General features: G+C 41.8%; 1 protein-coding gene. It reads right to left on the bottom strand.

What is annotated here, in order from left to right; translation table 11 throughout:
- Positions 1-89: 89 nt before the first annotated feature.
- Entirely contained in the window at positions 90-1250 is a 1161-nt protein-coding gene (locus RTK01_RS16720) for a tyrosine-type recombinase/integrase (protein ID WP_312282050.1), read from the bottom strand.
- Positions 1251-1498 lie beyond the last annotated feature (248 nt).

The following is a 1498-nucleotide window of genomic DNA, read 5'->3' as shown; positions in this document are numbered from 1 at the left end:
CAAATTAGGACCTTTAAAATACAAAAATTGGCCGTAGTTTGTCAAAGACTGCGGAATCGGAACGCAAGCACATTGCTATTACTGAATTATCAGATATTTACGACTGAAGACTTGACGGCGATTGAAGCAATTGCCATGTGCGTGATGTGCAGCTCGTTAAACTTGTCCATTGCAATTTTCTTCTGTTCCATGAGAGAATGGGCGTAAATGTTTAGGGTAATTGAGACGCTGGCATGTCCCAAAATTTCGCTAAGTGTTTTAATGTCAACGCCAAGCTCCAACGCTCTTGTGGCGAAGGTATGACGGATCGCGTGAAATTTTCGGTCTTTTACGCAAGCGTTCTTTAAAATCTTTTTATACAGCTTTTGATAAACCCTGGGGTCTGTCGGAGTGCTTGTACCGGAGATCAAATGGCAATTTTCTCCGGTGCATTGATAGCTGTACTTTTTATGCATGTCCAGAAGAAATGCAGGCAGGGGGATCTTTCTCATAGATTTCTGACTTTTCGGCGTGCCAACAAGAAGCTTCGTTTTGCATTTGCCACCCTGCATGTTTTTTACGCGAGTTACTGTTTTCGTAACAGACATTGTGCCGGCTTCATAGTCAAAATCACTCCATTTTAAAGCGCAAAGCTCCCCAAGGCGTATCCCGGTATAAAATGTTAGAAGAATTCCAAACGCTCGGATATCCTCAGAATGAGAAATCGCGTTTTCGATCAGCCGCTGTTCATTTATGGAAAATACCTGCACCTCCGTGTTTTCCGTCTTTGGCAGCTTGACAGCTTCCATGATGGCTGAATATGTCGGCCAGCCCTTCACAATCTCTTTTAGCGCCGTCTTAAAAACAATTAGTATTTTTCTCTTGTAGGATTCGGAAAGCGTAGAATAATGATTAATAGACGCGGTGAATTGTGCAGATGAAAGTTCCGTGAGGCACTCATTTCCGGGCTTTTCAAAAAAGGGAATTATATAGTGCTGTACGCAGGAATAGTAATTTCCGAAGGTTGATGCTTTTACGTGATTGGTAATATCTCCATACAGCCAATGCTCAAATAGTTCTGCCGCACTCTCAACTGGCCCGGGTTGTTTCATTTCCCGAGGTCTTATGTGTTCCTTGTAATTTTTTTGCTTATCCTTAACCTCTTTGTACGTTTTAGCATAGACATAACGGTATTTTCCGTCCGGCTTGAGGATACGCCCCTCCCAACGCCCGTCTTTGCGTTTATAAACATTTTCTCCTCTTCTTGGCATGTTACTGCTCCTCTCGTGAATGACTTGAATTTTGACGGCGATTAGATCGCCAAACGCAGAAAAAGCTCTGCATTTTCATCTGAGTATATCGGATATTTGACCTTTACCACCAATTTTTTTATTTTTCAGACCAAACGGGGTTATTTTATACTCAGAATATGTCGATGAATAAGATAATTGGTGATAAAACGCCTCCGCAGTCTTTGACAAACTACGGCCAATTTTTGTATTTTAAAGGTCCTAATTTG

It is taken from the genome of Oscillibacter sp., assembly GCF_031978065.1.
Taxonomy (GTDB): Bacteria; Bacillota; Clostridia; order Oscillospirales; family Oscillospiraceae; genus Oscillibacter.
The sequence above is the reverse complement of the archived record's forward strand: the minus strand, read 5'-3'. Positions and strand labels throughout refer to the sequence as shown.

Bases quoted from the DNA above. Each gene is read 5' to 3' on its own strand.
- RTK01_RS16720 (WP_312282050.1), bottom strand. From the start codon at position 1,250: ATGCCAAGAAGAGGAGAAAATGTTTATAAACGCAAAGACGGGCGTTGG.